General features: G+C 64.3%; 18 protein-coding genes. 8 read left to right on the forward strand and 10 right to left on the reverse strand.

Annotation, left to right across the window (positions count from 1 at the left end):
* Positions 1 to 48 precede the first annotated feature (48 nt).
* The 7 genes from eda to ACVIIV_RS28935 form a co-directional block, all read right to left on the reverse strand.
* A complete protein-coding gene (eda, locus tag ACVIIV_RS28905) occupies positions 49 to 699 on the reverse strand; it encodes a bifunctional 4-hydroxy-2-oxoglutarate aldolase/2-dehydro-3-deoxy-phosphogluconate aldolase (RefSeq protein WP_456747189.1) in 651 nt (216 codons plus the stop codon).
* A 16-nt stretch (positions 700 to 715) separates the two neighbouring features.
* A complete protein-coding gene (locus tag ACVIIV_RS28910) occupies positions 716 to 1,684 on the reverse strand; it encodes a sugar kinase (RefSeq protein WP_456747190.1) in 969 nt (322 codons plus the stop codon).
* Between the two features lie 23 nt (positions 1,685 to 1,707).
* On the reverse strand, positions 1,708 to 2,694 hold the full coding sequence (gene denD, locus ACVIIV_RS28915; RefSeq protein WP_456747191.1) for a D-erythronate dehydrogenase: 987 nt from the start codon (positions 2,692 to 2,694) through the stop codon (positions 1,708 to 1,710).
* Positions 2,695 to 2,764: 70 nt separating this feature from the next.
* Positions 2,765 to 3,691: a carbohydrate ABC transporter permease gene (locus tag ACVIIV_RS28920; RefSeq protein WP_456747192.1), complete on the reverse strand. Its 927-nt coding sequence runs from the start codon at positions 3,689 to 3,691 to the stop codon at positions 2,765 to 2,767.
* Entirely contained in the window at positions 3,684 to 4,640 is a 957-nt protein-coding gene (locus ACVIIV_RS28925) for a carbohydrate ABC transporter permease (protein ID WP_456747193.1), read from the reverse strand. Before ACVIIV_RS28925 ends, ACVIIV_RS28920 begins: the two co-directional genes overlap by 8 nt.
* 61 nt (positions 4,641 to 4,701) lie before the next feature.
* Positions 4,702 to 6,021: an ABC transporter substrate-binding protein gene (locus ACVIIV_RS28930; RefSeq protein ID WP_456747194.1), complete on the reverse strand. Its 1,320-nt coding sequence runs from the start codon at positions 6,019 to 6,021 to the stop codon at positions 4,702 to 4,704.
* A gap of 42 nt (positions 6,022 to 6,063) precedes the next feature.
* Positions 6,064 to 7,131 carry an ABC transporter ATP-binding protein gene (locus ACVIIV_RS28935; protein WP_456747195.1) on the reverse strand — a complete coding sequence of 356 codons (1,068 nt, stop codon included), beginning with the start codon at positions 7,129 to 7,131 and terminating at the stop codon, positions 6,064 to 6,066.
* 203 nt (positions 7,132 to 7,334) lie between these two features.
* Between ACVIIV_RS28935 and gntR the strand changes: the two genes are divergently transcribed.
* The 5 genes from gntR (at position 7,335) to ACVIIV_RS28960 (ending at position 12,604) form a co-directional block, all read left to right on the forward strand.
* The gene (gntR, locus tag ACVIIV_RS28940; RefSeq protein ID WP_456747196.1) at positions 7,335 to 8,435 is read left to right on the forward strand and encodes an HTH-type transcriptional regulator GntR; all 1,101 of its coding nucleotides are present in this window, start codon (positions 7,335 to 7,337) and stop codon (positions 8,433 to 8,435) included.
* A gap of 119 nt (positions 8,436 to 8,554) precedes the next feature.
* Positions 8,555 to 10,384: an IlvD/Edd family dehydratase gene (locus ACVIIV_RS28945; RefSeq protein WP_456747197.1), complete on the forward strand. Its 1,830-nt coding sequence runs from the start codon at positions 8,555 to 8,557 to the stop codon at positions 10,382 to 10,384.
* 133 nt (positions 10,385 to 10,517) lie between these two features.
* Positions 10,518 to 11,249 (forward strand): SDR family oxidoreductase, encoded by a 732-nt coding sequence (locus ACVIIV_RS28950; RefSeq protein ID WP_456747198.1) that lies wholly within the window; start codon positions 10,518 to 10,520, stop codon positions 11,247 to 11,249.
* 208 nt (positions 11,250 to 11,457) lie between these two features.
* The gene (locus ACVIIV_RS28955; RefSeq protein WP_456747199.1) at positions 11,458 to 12,204 is read left to right on the forward strand and encodes an SDR family NAD(P)-dependent oxidoreductase; all 747 of its coding nucleotides are present in this window, start codon (positions 11,458 to 11,460) and stop codon (positions 12,202 to 12,204) included.
* A 7-nt stretch (positions 12,205 to 12,211) separates the two neighbouring features.
* Entirely contained in the window at positions 12,212 to 12,604 is a 393-nt protein-coding gene (locus ACVIIV_RS28960; RefSeq protein ID WP_456747200.1) for a GFA family protein, read from the forward strand.
* An 8-nt stretch (positions 12,605 to 12,612) separates the two neighbouring features.
* Here ACVIIV_RS28960 and ACVIIV_RS28965 read toward each other — a convergent pair whose 3' ends face one another.
* A complete protein-coding gene (locus ACVIIV_RS28965) occupies positions 12,613 to 13,512 on the reverse strand; it encodes a DMT family transporter (RefSeq protein ID WP_456747201.1) in 900 nt (299 codons plus the stop codon).
* A gap of 87 nt (positions 13,513 to 13,599) precedes the next feature.
* On the opposite strand from ACVIIV_RS28965, the gene ACVIIV_RS28970 reads away from it, so the two are divergent.
* The 3 genes from ACVIIV_RS28970 (at position 13,600) to ACVIIV_RS28980 (ending at position 15,709) form a co-directional block, all read left to right on the forward strand.
* Complete coding sequence (locus ACVIIV_RS28970) at positions 13,600 to 14,466, forward strand: LysR family transcriptional regulator (RefSeq protein WP_456747202.1); 867 nt, start codon at positions 13,600 to 13,602, stop codon at positions 14,464 to 14,466.
* Positions 14,467 to 14,543: 77 nt separating this feature from the next.
* Complete coding sequence (locus tag ACVIIV_RS28975; protein ID WP_456747203.1) at positions 14,544 to 15,224, forward strand: site-2 protease family protein; 681 nt, start codon at positions 14,544 to 14,546, stop codon at positions 15,222 to 15,224.
* A gap of 62 nt (positions 15,225 to 15,286) precedes the next feature.
* Entirely contained in the window at positions 15,287 to 15,709 is a 423-nt protein-coding gene (locus ACVIIV_RS28980) for a hypothetical protein (protein ID WP_456748855.1), read from the forward strand.
* Here the strand turns inward: ACVIIV_RS28980 and ACVIIV_RS28985 are convergent.
* Both ACVIIV_RS28985 and exbD read right to left on the reverse strand, forming a co-directional pair.
* Positions 15,697 to 16,509, reverse strand: a complete 813-nt coding sequence (locus tag ACVIIV_RS28985; protein ID WP_456747204.1) for an energy transducer TonB family protein — start codon at positions 16,507 to 16,509, stop codon at positions 15,697 to 15,699. The two genes, ACVIIV_RS28980 and ACVIIV_RS28985, sit on opposite strands and share 13 nt — an antisense overlap.
* 9 nt (positions 16,510 to 16,518) lie before the next feature.
* Positions 16,519 to 16,977: a TonB system transport protein ExbD gene (gene exbD / locus ACVIIV_RS28990; RefSeq protein ID WP_456747205.1), complete on the reverse strand. Its 459-nt coding sequence runs from the start codon at positions 16,975 to 16,977 to the stop codon at positions 16,519 to 16,521.
* Position 16,978: the final 1 nt, after the last annotated feature.

Raw genomic sequence — 16,978 nt, forward strand, 5'->3', positions numbered from 1 at the left:
CTGAAGGTCTCTTCCTGAGCTAAGTCTTAGCCCAGGGACGGCAAGACTTCACGCGGCTTTCAGGGCCTTGAGGGTGCGCTGGCAGATGGCAGTTATGCCGGCCCAGTTCCCGGCCCGGATCTCCGCCGTCGGGCACAGCCAGGACCCGCCGACCGCGACCACGTTGGGCTCGGCCAGCCAGGTCGCCGCGTTGGCTTCACCGACCCCGCCGGTCGGACAGAACCGCACGTTCGGGAACGGGCCGCCGAGCGCCCGCAGTCCCTTGATGCCGCCGGCCTGCTCGGCCGGGAAGAACTTTGCAACGTCGAAGCCGTAGGACAGCGCCATCATCAGCTCGGAGGCCGTGGCAATGCCCGGCGCGAACGGCAAGGAGCTGTCGGTTGCGGCCTTGAGGAGATCGAGGGTCAGGCCCGGGCTGATGCCGAACGCAACGCCGAGCTTCTCGACACGGGTGAAGTCGGCCGGATTGAGAATCGTGCCGATGCCGACGACCGCCTCGGGGACCTCGGCCATCACCGCCCTCGCGGCCTCGATTGCAACGGGGGTGCGCAGGGTCACCTCCAGCGTGCGGACGCCGCCGGCGACCAGCGCACGCGCCAGCGGCACGGCATCCTGGATGCGCTCGATGGAGAGGACGGGAATGACGGTCGCTGCCTTTAACAGCGCGGCGAGGTGATTCTGTTGGGCGGTCGTGGTCATCGTTGCAGTCGCTTCTCTACTTGGTCGCCTGGCGAGAGGCCGCCGGCCGGTGCCGCTTCTTCGGCGGCATGGCATAGCCCGGAATGATGGCGCCGGGATAGCAGATCACGATGCTGGCGAGGCGGTGCCCGGCCTGGGCGGCCTCGACCGGCTCGGCGCCGGCGAGACGGGCGGCGATATAGGCCGCCGCGAAGCTGTCGCCGGCGGCGGTGGTGTCGACTACCGGCTTGGTCATGGGCTCGGCGCGGACCTCGCTGGTCCCGCCGGGAAAGCGCAAGAGGCTCACCGGCTCCGACAGCCGGAACACCAGCTCGGGGCTCGGGATGCGCGCCATCAGTTGCTCCTGGCTCTCGCCGGGATAGAGCGCGAGCAGGTCCTCGGTCGAGGTCAGCACGATGTCGGCGGCCGCGAAGGCCGCGGCAAACACCTCACGGGCGACGTCGCGATCCGGCCAGCCGCGCGCGCGAAAATTGGTGTCGAACACGAAGCGGGTGCCGAGCAGGCGCGCGCGCTTGATCGCCGCGAACAGGCGCTCGCGTCCGGGTGCGTCGTAGATCGACAGCGTGATGGCGGAGAGATAGACGATGTCGTAGCTCATCAGCGAGTTGAGCAGTTCATCCGTCTCCGGTAGGCTCATCAGTTGGCGCGCCGCCGCGCTGTCGCGCCAATGGAAGAACTGGCGCTCGCCCTTGGCGTCCAGCTGGATCATGTAGAGGCCGGGCAGCTTGCCGGCCAGCCGCACGACGCGCCGCGTACCGACACCCTCCCCATTCCAGGCCGCGATCATCTCATCGCTCAGGGCGTCATCGCCGAGTGCGGTGAGATAGTCGACCTTGACCTCGAGCCGCGCCAGGTAGACGGCGGTGTTGAGGGTATCGCCGCCGAAACCGCGCGAGTACAGGCCGCCCCCCTGCCCGGCAGACGCGCCTCCTTGCGCCTGCCGGAGCTCGACCATGCATTCGCCAATGCAAGCAACGCTCGCCATCACTTGGCCCGCTCAGTCAGAGGTCAGGCGACGAAATTGCCGCCGAGCTCGTCCTCGATGTGAATGCGGATGATATCGTCGAAAGTCTTCTCGGCGGTGGTGAAGCCGAGCTCGCGCGAGCGCTTCGCATCGAAATTGCGCGGCCAGCCGCCGACAATGCCGACGATGAAGGGATCCGGCTCCCGCTTGATGCGGGCGGCGACCTTTTCACCGGCAACGCGCTTCAACGCGGCGATCTGCTCGCCGACGGTGGCGGACAGGCCGGGCATGGTCAGGTTGCGGCGCGGGCCGACGGTGGCGAGATCCATGGTGCCGGCGTGGAGCAGGAAGCCAACGGCAGAGCGCGGCGTGGCGTGCCAGTGGCGGACGTCCTCGGACACGGGCAGGATCGCTTCCTTGCCGGCGAGCGGCTCACGCAGGATGTTGGAGAAGAAGCCCGATGCCGCCTTGTTGGGCAGGCCCGGCCGGATGCAGATGGTCGGCAGGCGGATGCCGATGCCGTCGAGGAAGCCGCGGCGCGAATAGTCGGCGAGCAGCAGTTCGCCGATCGCCTTCTGGGCGCCGTAGCTGAGCAGCGGCGTATGGAAGAACTCGTCGCCGATCGCATCGGGAAACGGCGCGCCGAACACCGCGATCGAGGACGTGAAGACGACGCGCGGCTTGTAGCCGCCGCCAACAAGCCTGATCGCATCGAGCAGCATCCGCGTGCCGTCGAGATTGATGCGGTAGCCCTTGTCGAAATCGAGCTCGGCCTCGCCCGAGACGATGGCGGCGAGATGGAAGATCACGTCGGGACGGCCGGCGATCAGCTTCTCGGCCGCGCCCGGCACGGCGAAATCGCCCGACACGGTCTCGACGGGAAAACCGGCCTTCGCCGGCTTCTTCGGCTCGACCACGTCGTGCATCGTGAGCTTGGTGATGTCGCTCTTGCCGAGCCGGCCGTCGCGCAGCAGCCGTTCACAGAGTTTGCGGCCGACCATGCCGGCGGCGCCGAGAACCAGAATGTGCAAGAGCTTAACTCCTTATTGGCTTATTGGCCGGAGCGCGCCGCTCCTGACGCGCTCTCGGCAAGCCCCGCGATCATTCCTTCACGGCGCCGGTCATCGCCGACACATAATGCTCCACGAAGAAGGCGTAAAGGATCACGAGCGGCAGTGAGCCGGCCAGAGCGCCCGCCATCAGCGAACCCCAGCGGTAGATGTCGCCGTCCACGAACTCGTTGACGATCGCGACCGGCACCGTCTTGTTGCTGGTCGACTGCAGGAACGTCAGCGCGTAGATGAACTCGTTCCAGCACAGGGTGAAGCAGAAGATGAAGGCCGAGATCAGGCCGGGGATTGCGAGCGGCAGCACGATCTTGATCAGGATCTGCCAGCGGCTCGCCCCGTCGATCAGCGCGCATTCCTCGAGCTCGAACGGGATGGTCTTGAAATAGCCCATCAGCAGCCAGGTCGAGAACGGGATCAGGATGGTCGGATAGGTCAGGATCAGCGCCAGCGGCGAGTCGAACAGACCGTACTGGAAAACGACCGTGGCGAGCGGAATGAACAGGATCGACGGCGGCACGAGATAGGCGAGGAAGATCAGCCCGCCGACGAGATTGGCCCCCTTGTAACGCAAGCGCACAATGGCGTAGGCCGCGAGCACCGATGCGATGATCGAGAGCACGGTGGCGCAGATCGCCACATACATCGTGTTCCAGAGCCAGTGCGGGTAGTAGCTCTCGAATAGCAGCTTGTGGAAGTGCTTGAACGTCGGACTCCAGGTCCAGAACGGACTGTAGGTCTCCATGTCGAGCAACTGCTCGTCCGGCTTCACCGAGGTCAGCGCCATCCAATAGAACGGAAACAGCAGGATCACGACGATGATCGTGAGCGGCAGATACAGCGTCACGATCCGCCGCGGCACCGACTGCAGATAGCTCATGCCCTCGCTGTGATCGGCCGTCGGCGCCGAGCCCGACAGCACATTCTTGAGATCGATGGATCTGGTGGGCAGGTCAGTCATTGCTCTCTCCCTGCTGCCACTTGCGGCGCTGCAGGCCGAACCAGGAGATCATGATGGCCGCGAGCAAGAAGGGAATCATCGCGCTGGAGATTGCGGCGCCTTCGCCCAGCTGCCCCGCGATGATCGCGCGCTGATACGACAGGGTCGCCATCAGATGAGTGGCGTTGACCGGACCGCCGCGGGTCATCGCCCAGATCAACTGGAAGTCGGTGAAGGTGAACAGCACCGAGAAGGTCATGACGACCGCGATAATCGGGGTGAGAAGCGGATAGGTGATGTAGCGAAATCGCTGCCAGCTGGAGGCGCCGTCGAGGGTCGCGGCTTCATAGAGCGACGGGGACACGGTCTGTAGCCCCGCGAGCAGTGTGATCGCGACGAAAGGCACGCCGCGCCAGATATTGGCGAAGATCACGCAGATCCTGGCCCAGGTCGTGTCGCCGAGGAAGTTGATGTTCTGGCTGATCAGGCCGAGATGCTTCAGCGACCAGGAGATGATCGAGAACTGGGAATCGAAGATCCACCAGAAGGCCAGCGCCGACAGCACTGTCGGTACGATGAATGGGATCAGGACCATCGCACGCAGCATCGCTTTGAACGGCATGTTCTCGTTCAGGAGCAGCGCGAGATAGAGGCCGATGCCGAATTTGAAGGCGCTGGCGAGCAACGTGTAAAGCAACGTGTTGAACACCGAGAGCCAGAAGATCGCATCGTCCCAGAGCCACTCGTAGTTCTCGGTTGCGACATAATGACCGACGCGCCCGATACGCGTGTCTGTGAACGACAACCAGATCCCGAGGCCCAGCGGATAGGCCAGGAAGAAGATCAGGAACGCCATGGCCGGAAGCATGAACCAGAAGCCGAGCCAGTTGCGATTGTGCCTGAGTTGTTCCCAGGCGGTCGCCTCGCGGAATTGAGGTTTGGTTCGGGGGGCAATTGCGATATCAGCCATACCCGATGTCCCTGATCGGAGTGTAGATGAGCGGGCGGCCGAAACCGCCCGCTTCGTGACCTTAGCGATAAATGCGCTTTAATTGCCGCTCGGCTTCCGCGACGGCGCCCTTGGCGTCCTTCGCACCGGTGCAGTAATTGGCGAACATGTCGACCACGATGAAGTCGGCGATCGCGGTCGCAGCTTTCTCGCCGGGCGTGCCGATGCCGGATGCAGGCAGAGCGCGCTTGGAGGCTTGGGCAAACACCGCATTCTTGGGGTCCGCAGTCCACACCGGAGCACTGTCGTAGGCGTTCAGTGTGTGGGTGAGATAGCCCCGCGCGCCGGACAGCCACTTCTCGAAATTCTCCTTCTCCAGCATGAAGGCGGTGAAGGCCTTCGCCGCGTTCGGATATTTCGTGAAGTTGAACGCCAGGATCGGAACCGTGAGCTGCAGCTCGGTCGGCTTGCCGATCGGACCGACAGGCCACAAGGCGTGATAGGTATCCTCAGCCAGATCCTTTTTGGACGCGTCGTCCTTCGCCGCGACGTAGATCGAGATGCCGTTGGAGGTGCAGTAAAGCTCGCCCGCCAGGAACGCCTTGTTGTTGGAGGAATCGTTCCAGGATGCAACACCGGGGATGAAGGCATCCGATAGGGCCTTGCAGTATTCCAGCGCCTTCACCGTCTCCGGCGAGTTGATGCTGACCTGATCCTTCTCATTGACGGTCCAAGCATTGTGGCCCCAGAGAATCCAGTGCAGCCAGGCATTGGCATCGCCGCTGGCATGTCCCAGCGCGAAGCCTGCCGGCGTGTTGTTCGCCTTCAGCGCCTTGCACATTTCGAGGAAGCCCGGAAAGTCCTTCGGGAACTCCTTGAAACCTGCCTTGTCCGTCGCTGATTTCCGGTAGGTCATGTAACCGCCGATCGTGGCAACGGGGATACCGAGCCAGTCGTTGCCCTGCTTGCAAGTCTTGGCTGCCGCGTCGGTCCATCCACCATATTTGTTGCCGAGATAGTCCGCGACGTCGTTCATTTTCAGGACCTTGGTCGGGAACAGCTGCGGCAGCGTGTGGAGCCCCCACGCCATGTCGAGCCCGGAGCCGGTATTGGCGGCCACGGATGCCTTCGGCTGCACATCCTCGAAGGACTCGCTGAACACATTCATTTCCGTGCCTGTCGCGGCCTTGAACGCCGCTACGGTCGCGTTGAACGCATCGTCCTCCGCCGGAACGAAGCGCTTCCAGCGCATGACGGTCAGCTTCGCGCCGGGCTCGGCTTTCCACGGCGCGTCCGCCGCCCAGGCTTTCGCAAACTCGAACAGCGCGGGCCCAGTCAGCGCGCCGGTCGCAGCCAACGCCGTTCCGCCCTGTAGCAATGCCCGGCGGGTAAAGTCTTGCATATCGTCCTCCCTCTGATGATTTTTGGTTTGTTAAATTTTGGCTTATGCGTTCATTCGCTTGCCCGTCGCATCGTCGAACAGATGTACCAGCGACGGTTCGGGCTTCAGCCGCACCTTGTCGCCCGGATTGAACTGGTGACGCTCGCGGAAGACGGCGACGACCTGCTCGCCGCCAAGCTTTGCGAACACCTGCGTCTCCGAGCCGGTCGGCTCGACCACGATGATCTCGGCCTCGGCACCGTCGTCGGCAATGGTGAAATGTTCGGGCCGGACGCCATAGACGGCCGGACGGCCGTCGGACGCCGCCGGAGCGGTCTTGAGCGGCAGCTTGACACCGTTCGGCCCCTCGAAGGTGGCAACGCCGTTGACCCGAACATGGCCCTTGAGGAAGTTCATCGCGGGCGAGCCGATGAAGCCGGCGACGAACTGGTTGTCGGGCTTGTCGTAGAGCTCGAGCGGCGTACCCATCTGCTCGACGATGCCGTCATGCATGACGACGATCTTGTCGGCCATGGTCATGGCCTCGATCTGGTCGTGGGTGACGTAGACGGTCGTCGTCTTCAGCCGCTGGTGCAGCTCCTTGATCTCGGTGCGCATGGCGACGCGCAATTTGGCATCCAGGTTCGACAAGGGCTCGTCGAACAGGAAGACCTGCGGATCGCGCACGATGGCGCGGCCCATGGCGACGCGCTGGCGCTGGCCGCCGGACAGCTGGCGCGGATAGCGGTCGAGCAGCGGCGACAGCGCGAGGATCTCGGCGGCGCGCTTGACGCGCTTGTTGATCTCGTCGGAGCCGGCATTCCGCAGCTTCAGCGAGAAGCCCATGTTGTCGGCCACCGTCATGTGCGGATAGAGCGCGTAGTTCTGGAACACCATTGCAATGTCCCGCTCCTTGGGCTGGACATTGTTGACGACGCGGTCGCCGATCGAGATCGTGCCGGAGGTGATGTTCTCGAGGCCTGCGAGCATGCGCAGAAGCGTCGACTTGCCGCAGCCGGAGGGGCCAACCAGGACGACGAACTGGCCGTCCTCGATCGGAATCGTCACGCCGTGCAGGACTTCAAAATTGCCGAACGATTTCCGCACGTCGCGGATTTGCACAGACGACATCTAGCTCCCTCCTCGAAAGTCCACGACGCCTCTTAAGCGCCGCGACCGTCTTGTTCTTCAGACTTCACCGAACGAAGCCCGATCTTAGCGGGCGACATTGTCGGCAGTTTGTGCGGTTTTGGCAATTTGTCTTTGGTTAGTCGCTGCTGGTAGCGCTGTCAACGTTCCTTTGTTTGCGGGGCTGACTGTGTTAAGAGCAGCAAATGGGTCGAAAACGCACCAAGTCAGGCAAAATCCGGCTGGCCGAAGTGGCCGAGCTCGCCGGCGTCAGCCCGATTACCGCGTCCCGCTTCTTCCGCAATCCGGAGGCCCTGTCGGTCGCCAAGCGGACGCGGGTCGAGAGCGCCGCCAAGGAGCTCGGCTATGTGCCCAACCTTGCCGCACGCGCATTGGCCTCGCAACGCACCGAAGTCATCGGTGTATTGATCCCCTCTCTCACCAATAACGTGTTCTCGGACGTGCTGCGCGGCATCTATGACGCGTCCGAAGGCAGCCGTTACTCGATCCAGTTGTCCAACACGCGCTACAGCATTCTCCAGGAAGAGAAGTTGCTGCGCCTGTTCCTGGCACAGAGACCGACCGGGCTGATCGTCACCGGCATCGACCAGACCGCGGAGTCCCGCGCGATGCTCGAAGCCGCGGACTGCCCGATTGTGCAGATCATGGAGATCGGCCCCGATCCGGTCGACATGATGATCGGCTTTTCGCACTATGATGCAGCCCGCGCCGCGATCTCGCACCTGTTCGAACAAGGCCACCGCAAGATCGGCTTCGTCGGCGCACGCATGGATCCCAGGGTGCAGCGGCGGCTGGACGGATATGTCTCGGCGATGAAGGACGCCGCATTGTTCGATCAGCGCCTCGTCGTCACGACGGCCACCCCGACTTCGGTGACGCTTGGCGGCGCGCTGTTCACCGATCTCCTGGCGCGGGAGCCCGACATCGACGCGGTGTTCTGCGCCAATGACGACCTCGCGCTCGGCGTGCTGTTCGAATGCCGGCGCCGGGAGATCGCAGTCCCCGGGCAGATCGCGATCGTCGGCTTCAACGATCTCGAATTCATGGCCTCCGCCGTCCCCACCCTCACCAGCGTCCGCACCAACCGCTACGAGATGGGGAAGACGGCCGCCACCATGCTGATCAACGCCATTGAAGGGCGGCGCCCGGAGCAGCCGGTGCTCGATCTCGGTTTCAAGGTGATCGAGCGGCAAAGCTCGTCGGCACGACGTTCGGACAGCAGGCCGCCCGTTTCCGGCGCGGCGGCGGCGAACAAAATGATAGCGTTACCAAGTAGCCACGACTAGTATCGGACTCGTGAGGAAACGACCCGCCAGCGGGAAGGCAGATCGCTCGCGCCGTTGGGCATCGCACATGCCGACACCATGAGACGGACGCCAGTGCGTTTGCATTGCAGGAGAAACCAATGACAAAGAAACCAACCAATGGGCATGCCGCCGGCAGCAACGGTACCCGCCGCCATCTTCGCTCGCAGGAATGGTTCAACAACCCGCACAATCCGGGCATGACCGCGCTCTATATGGAGCGCTACCTCAACTACGGCCTCACCCGCGCCGAGCTGCAATCCGGCAAGCCGATCATCGGCATCGCCCAGACCGGCAACGACCTCTCCCCCTGCAACCGCCATCATATCGAGCTCGCGCACCGCGTCCGCGAAGGCATCCGCGAGGCCGGCGGCATCGCGATGGAATTCCCGACCCATCCGATCCAGGAGACCGGCAAGCGGCCGACCGCTGCGCTCGACCGCAACCTCGCTTATCTCGGCCTGGTCGAGATCCTCTACGGCTATCCGCTCGACGGCGTGGTGCTCACCACCGGTTGCGACAAGACCACGCCGGCCTGCATGATGGCGGCGGCCACGGTGAACCTGCCCGCAATCGTGCTGTCGGGCGGCCCGATGCTCAACGGCTGGCACGCCGGCGAGCGCACCGGCTCCGGTACCATCGTCTGGAAGTCGCGGGAGCGACTCGCGGCCGGCGAGATCAATTATGAGGAGTTCATGGAGATCGTGGCCTCCTCGGCGCCCTCGGTCGGTCATTGCAACACCATGGGCACAGCCTCGACCATGAACGGGCTGGCCGAAGCGCTCGGCTTCTCGCTGCCGGGCTGCGCGGCGATCCCGGCCCCCTATCGCGAGCGCGGCCAGATCGCCTATGAGACCGGAAAACGCATCGTCGAGATGGTCTGGGAAGATCTCAAGCCCTCGGACATCCTGACCCGCAAGGCGTTCGAGAACTGCATCGTCATCAATTCGGCGATCGGCGGTTCGACCAACGCACCGATCCACATCAACGCGCTGGCCCGCCACATCGGCGTCGAGCTGTCGATCGAGGACTGGCAGAAGGTCGGCCACGACGTGCCGCTCTTGGTCAACATGCAGCCGGCCGGCTTCTATCTCGGCGAGGAATTCCACCGCGCCGGCGGCGTGCCGGCGGTGGTGCGCGAGCTGACGAAGCACAAGCGCATCCATGAGGATGCGATCACGGTCAACGGCCGCGGCATCGGCGAGAACTGCAAGAACGCACCGGAGCCCGACAACGACGTGATCTGGGCCTACGACAAGCCGCTGGTGAAGGATGCCGGCTTCCTGGTGCTGAAGGGCAATCTGTTCGATTCCGCGATCATGAAGACCTCAGTGATCTCCAAGGAGTTTCGCGATCGCTATCTCAGCAACCCGAAGGATCCGAACGCGTTCGAAGGCCGCGCCATCGTGTTCGAGGGACCGGAGGATTATCACGAGCGGATCGACGATGCCTCGCTCGACATCGACGAGCGCTGCGTGCTGTTCATCCGCGGCACCGGCCCGATCGGCTATCCCGGCGGCGCCGAGGTCGTGAACATGCAGCCGCCGGCCGCCTTGATCAAACGCGGCATCCTCTCCCTGCCCTGCATCGGCGACGGCCGCCAGTCCGGGACCTCGGGATCGCCCTCGATCCTGAACGCCTCGCCGGAAGCCGCCGCCAACGGGGGCCTCGCGATCCTGAGGACCGGCGACAAGGTGCGCATCGACCTCAACAAGGGCAGCGCCAACATCCTGATCTCGGACGAGGAGCTGAAGAAGCGCCACGCCGAGCTCAAGGCGAATGGCGGCTTCAAGCATCCGCCGAACCAGACGCCGTGGCAGGAGATCTACCGCAACACCGTCGGCCAGCAGTCGACCGGCGCCTGCATGGAGCTCGCCACAAGGTATCAGAACGTCGCCGGCACCTTCGGTGTGGCGCGGGATAATCACTAGCAGCCACACCGTCATTGCGAGCGAAGCGAAGCAATCCAGTCTGCCTCCGCGGAGAGACCCTGGATTGCTTCGTCGCAAGAGCTCCTCGCAATGACGTGGGGTTGGCATTCGAATGAATACAAGGGAGAAGAACATGGCAGACCGCCTCAAGGGCAAACGCGCCGTCGTCACGGCTGCAGCAGCAGGCATCGGGCGCGCTTGCGCCACCGCATTCGCGCGTGAAGGCGCAACCGTCATCGCCACCGACATCAACGAGGCCGGCATCGCGGGCCTGACCAAGGAAGGCATCGCCGAGGTCGCCAAGCTCGACGTCCGCAACACCGCCGACGTCAACGCCTTTGCCAAGCGCGTCGGCAAGATCGACATCCTGCTCAACGCGGCCGGCTTCGTGCACCATGGCACCATCCTGGAATGCTCGGAGGAGGATTTCGATTTCTCGTTCGACCTCAACGTCAAATCGATGCACCGGACCATCAAGGCCTTCCTGCCCGACATGATCGCGGGCGGCGGCGGCAGCATCGTCAACATCTCGTCCTGCGCGGCCTTGAGGCCGCCGGCGAACCGCTACGTCTACAGCTCGTCGAAGGCGGCAGTGTCACTGCTGTCCCGCGCGGTCGCACTCGACTTCATCACCAAGGGCATCCGCTGCAACTCGATCTGTCCCGGCACAGTCGAGACGCCCTCGATGCTCGACCGCGCCGCCGCGCAGGGACCGCAAGGCAAGGAGATGTTCATCTCCCGCCAGAAGATGGGCCGGCTCGGCACCGCCGAGGAGATCGCGGCGATGGCGGTCTATCTCGGCAGCAACGAGAGCGCCTTCACCACCGGCGTCGACCTCGTCGTCGACGGCGGCTACATGCTCTGATCTCTTAACCTCTCCCCGCCCTTCTGCGGGGAGAGGTCGGATTGCTGTGGCGCGCAATTGCGCGCCTGAGCAATCCGGGTGAGGGGCGAGGCACAACATCTCCTCACGCGCATGTGGAGACACCCCTCACCCCACCCTCTCCCCGCGAAGAGCGGGGCGAGGGAGCAAACCGCCGCTGCCGCCGAATTTGGGAGAAAGGAACAAATTGGTGAACAAGATCGATCTCAACGGCCGCGTCACTGTGGTCACCGGCGGCGCGCAAGGCTTTGGCCGTGCCATCACCGAGCGCTTTGTCGCCTCTGGCGCGAAGGTCGCGATCTGGGATTTCGATGCCGCGCTCGCCGAGAAGACGGCAAAGGAGATCGGCGGCGAGACCAAGGTCTTCAAGGTCGACGTCACCGACACCGCCGCCGTCGAAGAGGCCCGCGATGCGACGCTCAAAGCCTTCGGCAAGATCGACATCCTGGTCAACAATGCCGGCATTGCCGGCGTCAACAAGCCGGTCTGGGAGGCCGACCTCGAGGAATGGCGCAAGGTGCTGCGTATCAACCTCGACGGCCCCTTCATCGTGAGCAAGGCGATCGTGCCCGCGATGCTCAAGCAGAAATACGGGCGCATCGTGAACATCGCCTCGATCGCCGGCAAGGAAGGCAATCCGAACGCGGCGCACTACTCGGCCTCGAAGGCCGGCCTGATCGCGCTGACGAAGTCGCTCGGAAAGGAGCTCGCCGCACATGACATCCTCGTCAACGCGGTGACACCGGCCGCCGCGAAGACCGCGATCTTCGACCAGATGACGCAGCAGCACATCGACTTCATGCTGTCGAAGATCCCGAAGAGCCGCTTCGTGCTGGTGGAAGAGCTCGCCGCGATGGTGGCCTGGCTCGCGTCCGAGGATTGTGCGTTCTCGACCGGCGCGGTGTTCGACATTTCCGGCGGCCGCGCGACCTATTGAGGACATCATGATCCGGGAAGGCGGATGCCTGTGCGGCGCGGTGCGGTTCAAGGCGGAGGGCGAGCCGCTCAACGTCCGCATCTGCCATTGCCGCATCTGCCAGAAGGCGATGGGATCGCCCTACTTCGCCCGCGCGCAGTTCGACCAGCGCGCGCTCAGCGTCGAGGGCGAGACCGCCCGCTACGCCTCGTCCGCAAACATCGACCGTGTGTTCTGCAAGCAGTGCGGCACGCGTCTGTTCGCCTGGCGTCGCAACGGCACGCTGGCGGGCGTCGCGCTGGCCACTTTCGACGATCGTCACGCCTTCGCGCCGACCGAGCACATCTGGGTCTCGGAAAAACTGGCGTGGGTGAGGCTCGACGACGGCCTGACGCAATATCAGACGACCATCCCGACGTGAGGTCGCGATTAACCTGAGACGCCAGCCGCTTCGATGCGGCGTCCCGTCGTCGTCGCGATCCAGATCCCGGCAAACACCGCAATGATGCCGGCCGCCAGATTCCAGCGCAGCGATTCGTTCAGCAGCCAGCCGCCAACCAGCGATGCCGTGATCGGGTTGACCGTCACGGAGATCGCGACGCGCGTCGGCGTCGTCCGCTCCAGCGCGAGGGCCCAGAGATAGAAGGTCAGCGCCGCGCCGAAGGCACCCAGATAGAGGGCTCCCAGCCACTGCGGCATGCCGAAGCCGGCGACGGGTGCAAAGCTGCCGCGGACATACGAGAGCAGGATGAGGCAGGCCACACCCGCCGCCATGCTCATGGTCGTAAAGGCGATCGGGCTGGAGCGCCGGATTAGCGGCTTCGACCAGATGCCGTAGAGCGCCATGCACAGCGCCGCCGCCATCATCAGGAGATCGCCGCGCCAGGCGCCCGACGGCGCCGAGGCGAGATCGGAGAGCAGCGCGACCGCAACGCCAAACGTCGCAGTCACGACGCCGATGGACTTGCGCCAGGTCAGGGCTTCGGCGCCGAGAGCGGCCCCGATCACGAGCGACAACAGCGGAAGCGTCGACAACGCAAGCGCGCCGCGCGCGGCGGTCGTGAAGATCAGCGACGCGTTGAACAGGATCGGGAACAGCGCGAAGAAAAGAATGCCTAGTCCGACGGCGGCGGCCCAGTCCCCCCGCTCCGGCCAGCGATCGCCGCGCAGCAGGGTCAGAGGCAGCAGCAGGACAAAGCCGATGCCGAACCGGAATGAGCCGATCGCGAGCGGATCGATGCTCCCCACGAGATAGCGCGTGGCACCGATGGAGGTCCCGCCCAGCGCGCTCGACAACACGGCGGCAAAAACGCCAAGGATCTCGCCCACGAATCCTCCCAACGACTTTGCGGGCAGCATAGGAGGCGCGCCGAAACGGGGAATGGAATTTCCGTCATGCCAGGATAAGTTTTCGTCATGACCTCGCCCGATCTCGACCCCGACCTTCTGAAGGCCTTCCTCGCTGTTGCCAAGCATCGGTCATTCACGCGCGCGGCGGCGATACTCAACCGGACCCAATCGGCGGTGAGCGTCCAGATCAAGCGTCTCGAAGAACGGCTGGACGTCAGGCTGTTTCACCGCACGAGGTCGGGCGTGGCACTGAGCGCGGCGGGTCAGGAGCTGCTTGTCTATGCGAAGCGGCTTCTCGACCTCAATGCAGAAGCGGTTGATGCGCTCCGCGCGCGCAAGGGCGCGGCCATGGTCCGCCTCGGGGTGATGGACGATTACGGCACCATCGTCGTTCCGCCATTGCTGACGCAATTCGCCAAGAGCCATCCGGAGATCCGGGTCGAGATCGAGACCGGGCTGACCGCCGCGATGCCGGCCCGGCTCGGCGAGGCCTATGATCTCGTCATTGCCATGCATCCGGAAGGACACGGCGATGGCGAGCTGCTGCGGCGCGAGCAGGCGGTCTGGGCCGCAGCCGCGTCATACTCAGCCGGGGCGCCTCACGACATGCTCCCCGTCGCGCTCTATCCGCCGGGCTGCCTGTTCCGACAATGGGCGGCCGACGCCCTCGATGCCGCTAGGCGCCCGTGGCGGCTCGCCTTCGTCAGCCAGAGCCTCGCGGCGGTGGAGGCGATCGCGGCACAGGGCCTGGCGATCACGGTCGTGAAGGCCGGCATCCTGCCCCCTCGCCTGCGCGTCCTGTCGGAGCGGGACGGCCTGCCGCCGCTGCCGGCCGCGGACATCCGCCTCCACCGCGCGCGCAATCTGTCGCGTCCGGCGGCACTGCTGGCGGATCATTTGCAGCGGGCAATTTCGGAATTGAGCGCCATATAAGGGTAGATCGTAGAGGGGTGTGGCCTTATACGCCCTGCGTTGCATAGCGCGCGGGCCGAACCGGAACGGATGAGCTGGTGAACATTTCCATTTATGATCTCTCCGTCTGGGTCCTCCCCCTGGTGCTCGCCATTACCTTTCACGAGGCTGCGCACGCCTTCGTCGCGGACCGGCTCGGGGACAACACAGCCTCGCAGCTCGGCCGCGTCAGCTTCAACCCGCTCAGGCATATCGACCCGTTCGGCACCCTGATCCTGCCCGCGATGCTGCTATTCGCGCATTCGCCGTTCCTGTTCGGCTATGCCAAGCCGGTGCCGGTGAACTTCCGCAAGCTGAACAACCCCAGGCTCGACATGGTCTGGGTGGCGCTGGCCGGGCCCGCAACCAACATCCTGCTGGCGCTGGCCGCGGCCTTCGCCTTCCATGCCCTGCCCCTGGTGCCCGCGAGCTCGGCGAAATGGGTCGCGGACAACCTCAAGAATGCGCTCATCATCAACGCGATCCTGGCCGTCTTCAACATGATGCCGATCCCGCCGCTCGATGGCGGGCGCGTTGCGGTCGGGCTGTTGCCCCGTCCCCTCGCTGCGCCGCTGGCCCGGCTCGAGCCGTTCGGTATGCTGATCCTGATCGGCCTTCTGATCCTGCTACCGCTCGCGGGCTCGCAGTTCGGTCTAAATCTTGATGTTATTTCAGCAATACTGCGAACGTTGACCGGTTATGTGATTCAGGCTGTTCTCTTCCTGACCGGCAACGCGTAGTTGAACCTGACATCCGAACCCATGCCGAAGGGCCAGAGGCCGACTTGGTCAAAGCTGCCGATATGCTGATCGCGCGACGCGCCGACACCCGTGCCCGCGCCGATTTCGCCACCTGGAAGATGATGGCCAAGCTCAACGGGGCGTCCGCGTTGCCTTCGGAAGCCCAGGAATTCCTTGCGAGTTACCAGAACCTGCTGGGGCAGATGAGCGAGGGCGAGGCCACCGAGGCCACCATCGGCGCGATCTACAAGGCCTACTATGCCGAGATGGGCGGCGCTGGAACGCCGCCCGACGTCCGCACCCGCCAGGCCGAGCCGAAAGCGGACAATGTTACCGCCTTCCGCCGCCCGACGCCGAAGCCGAAAAGCGCTGGCTTCTTCGGGACAGGCGCGGCCAGCGGAGCCCAGAAACGCCCCCTCCCCGTGGCGCTGATCTTCGCCTGCCTGGTCGTGGTCTATGTCGGGATCCGCCTCTACTGGCGCTGAGCCGTCTTTTTCTTCTTCGAGTCCGGCGGGGTGAAGATGATATCGACGGTCCGTTCGAACCGGTCCTCGGTCAGTCCGGCAGGCGGCTGCGGAATCGGATCGGACTTGCGGACGATCGACACCGCCGCCGCATCGTAGGCCGCATCCCCCGACGACTCCACGACGTCCACCGACAGCACGTTGCCCTTCCGGTTGATCGCGAAGCTCACCTTGACCTTCTGGTTATTGGGCACCTTGCCTTCCGGATTGACCTTGTGCAGCGTCAGATGCGCGCTGATCTTGCGGTTCCAATCGGCCGTCAGCTTCAGGATGTCCTTGCCGATGCCGATGACAGGCGCCAGCGCCTTCTCGGCCTCGCGCGCATCCTCTTCGAGCGTCTGCCGTGCGGTCGCAACCGATTTCGGCGACGCTTCGGCCGCCGGAGTCTCGACCGCCTGAATCTTCGGATCGTCTTCCGTCGGCTTCTTCGCGTGGTTCTCGGTCACGACGCGATCGGGATCCTCGACCTCCTGCGACTGATCCTTTGGAAGCTCGGTCTCTTTGGTCTCGGCCTTCTGCTCGGGAAGCGCCTGCTGTTCCTGCATCGCTTCGCTGTCAGGCCCCGGCGGCAGATCGGTTTCGGGCGCCTTGGGCGATGCCATCTCCACGGCGAACTCCGCACCGTTGGCACCAAGTCCGTCGCCGTCGTCGTCGGCACGCAAATGAGCCAGCGCAAGCGCTGCACCACCGAGATGAAGCGCGAGCGCGGCCACCGCCGCCACGATCCAGAGTTTCCGGGATGGTCTGAGTTCATCCGACATGGCGGGCCTTTAAGGCTGAGAGGCGCCTGCCGCAGGCGCTCCGGGCGCGCCTTCCAGCGCGACCAGTTTCACCCGCGTATAGCCGCCCGAGCGCAAGAGCTCCATGACACCCATTAACTCGCCGTACGGCACCGAACGATCGGCGCGCAGGAAAACATACTTGTCCTTGCTCATGTCGGAAAGGCCGTCGAGGGTCCCGATCAACTCGGCCCGGTGAACCGGGTTCTCTCCGATCGCGAGCGTCAGATCGGGCTTGATGCTGAGATAAGTCGGCTTGTCCGGCTTCTTCTGCGGCGTCGCGCTCGACGTCGGCAGATCGATCGGCAGATCGACCGTCGAGAGCGGCGCTGCGACCATGAAGATGATCAGCAGCACCAGGATGACGTCGATGAACGGCGTGACGTTGATGTCATGCGTTTCCGAGAAATCGTCGTCTTCGCCGTCGTTGTCTGCGAGCGAAACGCCCATG

Source organism: Bradyrhizobium sp. USDA 4354 (genome assembly GCF_054060315.1).